Origin of the sequence: Streptomyces sp., assembly GCF_035563135.1 — a bacterium.
Taxonomy (GTDB): domain Bacteria; phylum Actinomycetota; class Actinomycetes; order Streptomycetales; family Streptomycetaceae; genus Streptomyces.
Map to the genome: position 1 here is coordinate 1 of NZ_DATMVN010000517.1, position 5,059 is coordinate 5,059.

General features: G+C 72.5%; 5 protein-coding genes and 1 pseudogene. 4 read left to right on the forward strand and 2 right to left on the reverse strand.

All coding sequences use genetic code 11. The features are described from left to right. Positions 1 to 627 (reverse strand): iron chelate uptake ABC transporter family permease subunit (locus tag VN520_RS22840; RefSeq protein ID WP_325748807.1); only part of this gene is annotated, 627 nt, incomplete at its 3' end. Continuing rightward, entirely contained in the window at positions 624 to 1,709 is a 1,086-nt protein-coding gene (locus tag VN520_RS22845; RefSeq protein ID WP_325748808.1) for an iron ABC transporter permease, read from the reverse strand. The genes VN520_RS22845 and VN520_RS22840, both read right to left, overlap by 4 nt. Positions 1,710 to 1,867: 158 nt before the next feature. Between VN520_RS22845 and VN520_RS22850 the strand changes: the two genes are divergently transcribed. From VN520_RS22850 to entE, 4 genes and pseudogenes are all read left to right on the forward strand, one after another. Then, positions 1,868 to 2,851, forward strand: a complete 984-nt coding sequence (locus VN520_RS22850) for an iron-siderophore ABC transporter substrate-binding protein (RefSeq protein WP_325748809.1) — start codon at positions 1,868 to 1,870, stop codon at positions 2,849 to 2,851. Beyond that, on the forward strand, positions 2,848 to 3,636 hold the full coding sequence (locus VN520_RS22855) for a 2,3-dihydro-2,3-dihydroxybenzoate dehydrogenase (RefSeq protein ID WP_325748810.1): 789 nt from the start codon (positions 2,848 to 2,850) through the stop codon (positions 3,634 to 3,636). The genes VN520_RS22850 and VN520_RS22855 overlap by 4 nt, the downstream gene beginning before the upstream one ends. Before the next feature lie 58 nt (positions 3,637 to 3,694). Beyond that, on the forward strand, positions 3,695 to 4,894 hold the full coding sequence (gene dhbC, locus VN520_RS22860; protein ID WP_325748811.1) for an isochorismate synthase DhbC: 1,200 nt from the start codon (positions 3,695 to 3,697) through the stop codon (positions 4,892 to 4,894). Beyond that, positions 4,891 to 5,059 (forward strand): annotated as a pseudogene (gene entE / locus VN520_RS22865) (2,3-dihydroxybenzoate-AMP ligase); the annotation flags it as partial. The gene dhbC and the pseudogene entE, both read left to right, overlap by 4 nt.

Below are 5,059 nucleotides of genomic sequence, written 5' to 3' on the forward strand. Positions count from 1 at the left end.
CGCCGTGTTGTCGTTCTCGCGGGACATGATCAGGTCGCCCACCGCGCCGATGAACGTGGAGACGCCGATGCCCGTCACGAGGACGCGGTAGCCGGCGCCTCCCGCTCCGCCCGCGCAGAGGACGACGATCGCGGCGGCCACGACGGCACCGATCGGACCGAGCCACCAGTCGCCGACCATGCCGGTGGTGGAGCCCGCCGCGGCGGCGACGACGGCTGCCGTGGCACCGTCGTTGACGCCGACCAGGTCGGGTGTGGCGAGGCGGTTGCCGGCGAGGGTCTGGGTGAGGCAGCCGGCGATGCCGAGCGCGGCGCCGACCATGAGGCCGGCGAAGACGCGGGGCAGCCGGAAGTCCCGCACGATCATGACGGTGCCGGGGTCGCCCGTGCCGAGGAGCCCGGAGACGGTTTCCGACAGGCTCATTCCGGTCGAACTCGCCATCACCGCCAGGGCGATGAGGACGGCGACGGCCGGCAGGAGGAGCGCGGCGGCGAGCGCGCTGCGGCTCGGGAGGAGCCAGGAGAGCGTCCCGGCCCGCAGTACGGTGCTGTCGGGGGGCGTCACGTCGGCGGTGCCGACGCGCGGGGCGGACGGCACGGGGCCCTTCGTCGGTTTCAGGTCGCTCATGCCTCGGCTCCCGCGGTGGACAGGCGGGAGGAGCGGGCGATCCAGATGAGGAGGGGGCCGCCCACGAAGGCGAGCAGCACACTGACCGGTGTCTCCCAGGGCCGGATGACGATCCGGGCGAGGATGTCGGCCACGATCATCACGTCGGCCGCGATCAGCGCGGACAGGACGAGCTGGGCCGTCATGCGCGGACCCGTCAGGGCCCGGGCTGCGTAAGGGGCGAGCAGCCCCAGGAAGGCGATGGGACCGGCCACGGCGACCGCGCAGCCGGCGAGGAGCGACACCGCTCCGGCGACGACCAGCCGGACCCGGCCGGGGTGGTGGCCGAGCGAGCGGGCCCCGTCGTCCCCGAGGCCGAGTGCCGACAGCGGGCGGGCGCAGCCGAGCGCGGTGAGCAGGCCGAGGGCCACGAGCGGCAGCAGGGGCGCCAGGTCGGAGATCTCCACTCCGGCGAGCGAGCCGATCGTCCAGTACCGGTAGGTGTCGAAAGTCGACTGGGTGCCCAGCAGGACGTAGGAGGTGCAGCCGTGGAAGGTGGCGGCCAGTGCGGATCCGGCCAGTACGAGACGCAGCGGTGAGCCGGCGGTACGCCCCGAGCCGGCGAAGAGCAGGACGACCGCGCTCGCGGCCATGCCGCCGACGAGGGCCCACACCAGCATCGCGCCCGGGGAGTCGGCGCCGAAGAAGGTGAGCCCGAGGACAACGGCGAAGGCGGCCCCGGAGTTGACGCCCAGCAGGCCCGTTTCGGCGAGCGGGTTGCGGGTGGCGGCCTGGAGCAGGCAGCCGGCCGCACCCAGGCAGGTGCCCACGAGGAGGGCGGCGAGCGTACGCGGAAGGCGTACGTCCATGACGGCCAGCCGGAGCTGGGCGTCGGCGCGGGCGGCGGGATCGCCGAGGAGGAAGTCCCAGGCGCGTCCCGCGGTGCTTTCACCGGTGCCGATGACGAGGGAGAGCAGCACGAGGGCCACCAGGAACAGCAGAAGTCCCGTGGCGACCCAGAGGGTTGAACGGCCCTGAGCCGGGGGACCTTCGGATGGGCGGGTTCCGGCTGATCGTGGCCGACCCCCTTGCGCTAGCGACATAAGGGTAGCCTAACCTAAAGGCACTCGTCCGGTTCTGGCGGGTCATGGGCTCACCTATGCCCTGAAGTGGCGCTGTATGTACCGCTTCTCTCCGATGCAGGTGTCGGAGGGCGCCTTGCCGGAACAGGATTCACTGAAGTAAACGGAGATCTCAGGCCATGGCGCCGTACTCGTCCCCCTCGTCCCGCGGTATCGCACGTCCCGTCGTGTCTGCAGCCCTGCTGACACTCTGTGCTCTCACTCTCAGCGCTTGCGGATCCTCCGAGGACAAAGCCGAGTCCGCCGACGCGGGCGCCGCGGCGACGACCCAGGTCACGGACGCGGCGGGAACGAAGGTGAAGATCCCGGCGGACCCGGAGCGCGTGGTCGCCCTCAGCGAGATGGACCTGGACGCTGCTCTCGCCCTGGGTGTCGAGCCGGTGGGCCTGACCGCGGGACGCGGCCAGAAGGGCGCCCCGCAGTACCTCGCGGACCAGGCGAAGGGCATCCCGGTGGTGGGCGCCGTGACCGGCCCTGACATCGAGAAGGTCGTCCAGGCGAAGCCGGATGTGATCCTCGCCGGGCAGCTCGCCGACGGGCAGGTGCTCGCGCAGCTCCGGAAGATCGCGCCCACGGTGGTCACCATCGACGGCACCAAGGACTGGAAGAAGGCCCTCCAGCTCACCGGCGCGGCGCTCGGCAGGTCCAACGAGGCCGAGAAGTTCCTCGCCGACTACGCGACCAAGGCCGCGGCCCTCAAGACCGACCTCGGTGCGCAGGCCGGTGCGAGCGTGTCCGTGGCCCGCTACTCCGCCAAGGGCACCGCCGTCATGCAGCAGGGCGTCTTCATCAGTGACGTCCTGAAGGACCTCGGCTTCAAGCGTCCCGGCATCCAGAACGACAAGGGCGAGGGCCACTCGACGCCGCTCAGCGACGAGAACCTGAAGGAGATCGACGGCGACTGGCTGTTCATCGGCTCCCTCGACTCGGGCACCGACGCCGACCTCCTCGGCCGGCTCCAGAAGAAGCCCGCCTACCAGCAGCTCGGCGCCGTGCGTGAGAAGCACGCCACCGTCATCGACGGGACCAAGTGGACCAGCCTGGGTGGTGCGCAGGCAGCCGTCTCGGTGCTCGACGACATCCGGAAGGCCATGGTCAAGTGAGCCTCGATCAGGAATTGGCCGGGCGGACCGCCCTCGTGACGGGAGCGGGCCGCGGCATAGGTGAGGCGGTCGTCCACGCTCTCGCCGGCCGTGGGGCCCGTGTCCTCGCCACCGACCTGGTGGCGGACGGCATCACCGCACTGGAGAAGACGTACGCCGGCCTGGTGACCGCGCGCACGCTCGACGTCACGGACTCCACGGCCGTCGAAGAACTCGTCGCCGAGGCGGAGACCACGATCGGTCCGCTGGACATCGCGGTCAACGTGGCCGGAATCCTGCGCGGTTCGCCGGTCGCGGACCTGTCGGACGAGGAGTGGGCAGCCACGTTCGCCGTCAACACCCACGGCGTGTTCCACGTGTCGCGGTCCGTCTCCCGCCGGATGACCGGACGCGGCTCGGGCAGCATCGTCACCGTGGCCTCCAACGCCGCGGGCATCCCCCGTACGAACATGGCGGCGTACGCCGCGTCCAAGGCCGCGGCCGTGATGTTCACCAAGTGCCTCGGCCTCGAAGTCGCGGGCCGGGGCGTGCGGTGCAACACCGTCTCCCCCGGCTCGACCCTGACCGACATGCAGCGCGGCCTGTGGACGGCGGGCGAGGAGGAAGCCTCCGCGCGCCGCGTCATCGAGGGGGACACGGCGACGTACCGCACGGGCATCCCGCTCGGCCGGATAGCGGACCCCTCCGACATAGCCGACGCCGTCGCCTTCCTGGTGTCCGACCGCGCCCGCCACATCACCATGCACGACCTGTACGTCGACGGCGGAGCCACCCTGCGGGCCTGAACCCCGCCCTGCTCCGCCGTCCTTCGACGTTCGAGCCTTCCCCCACTGGAGACCACCCATGTCTGCATCTCTGCGCGTCCCTGCCGCTCCTCCCCCGCTCGATGCCCCCGGCGCGGCGACCGCTCTGCTGGAGGCCTACCGGCCCGGCACGGACCGCTTCCTCGCCACCCCCCGGCACACCCTGCTGGGCTCCGGCACCGCGTCGCTGGTGCCGCACGACTCGCGGCCCCTGGCCATGCGGGTGCAGGAGGTCCTGGAGGCCGCCCGGCGCGACGGTGCCCCCGCCCCTGTCGTCGTGGGCTCCGTGCCGTTCGCGCCCGACGGTGTGGCGGCCCTGGCCGTCCCGGAGACCGTCCGGTGGGCGACCGCCCTGCGCGCGGACCCGCTCATAGCCCTGCACGGCCCGGCCGTGGAACACGGTGACGAGTGGCGGATACGTGAAGTGCCCGCCGCCCAGGAGTACTCCGAGGCCGTCGCCGCCGCCGTGAAGCGGATGCAGGCCGGGGAGTTCGACAAGGTCGTGCTCGCCCGCACGCTCGAACTGACCTCGGCGCGTGACCTCGATCTGCCGGCCATGCTGAGCCGGCTGGCGCGCCGTGACCCGGACGGTTACACCTTCGCCGTTCCCAGCGGGCCCGGCCGCACGCTCGTGGGTGCGAGCCCCGAACTCCTCGTGGCCAGGCGGGGTGCCCAGCTCGTCGCCAACCCGCTGGCCGGCTCCGCGCCGCGCAGCAGCGATCTGGCGGAGGACGTCCGCAGGGCGGCCGCACTCCTGGACTCCCCGAAGGACCTCCACGAGCACGCGGTCGTGGTCGACGCCATCCGTGAGGCGCTCGCGCCGTTCTGCGTGCGCCTGGACGTGCCCGAACGCCCCACCCTCGTACGGACCGCTGCCATGTGGCACCTGTCGACGACCCTGACCGGGGAACTGCGCGACCCCTCGTCCACCGCCCTGGACCTGGCGTCGGCCCTGCACCCCACTCCGGCGGTCTGCGGCACGCCGACCGATGTGGCCCGGCAGGTCATCGCGGATTCCGAGCCCTTCGACCGCGGCGCGTACACCGGCATGGTCGGCTGGCAGAACGCGGACGGTGACGGCGACTGGGTCGTGACCATCCGCTGTGCCGAGGCCGAGGGACGCACACTGCGGCTGTTCGCCGGCGCGGGCGTGGTGGCGGAGTCCTCCCCCGCCGCCGAGACGGCGGAGACCGGGGCCAAGTTCCGGACCTTCCTGAGCGCCGTGGGAGCCGCCCTGTGACCACCCCTGAGGCACTTGACGCCCCTACCTGGCCGGCTGAGTTCGCCGAGCGTTACCGCGCGGCGGGCCACTGGCGCGGGGAGACGTTCGGCGGGTGGCTGCGCGAGCGCGCCGCCGCCCACCCCGACCGCGTCGCGGTCGTCGACCCGGCCCCCGGACGCCGCG

Excerpts from the sequence above, each read along its gene's own strand:
- VN520_RS22845 (WP_325748808.1), bottom strand. The coding sequence starts at position 1,709 with ATGTCGCTAGCGCAAGGGGGTCGGCCACGATCAGCCGGAACCCGCCCA.
- VN520_RS22850 (WP_325748809.1), top strand. The coding sequence starts at position 1,868 with ATGGCGCCGTACTCGTCCCCCTCGTCCCGCGGTATCGCACGTCCCGTC.
- dhbC (WP_325748811.1), top strand. The coding sequence starts at position 3,695 with ATGTCTGCATCTCTGCGCGTCCCTGCCGCTCCTCCCCCGCTCGATGCC.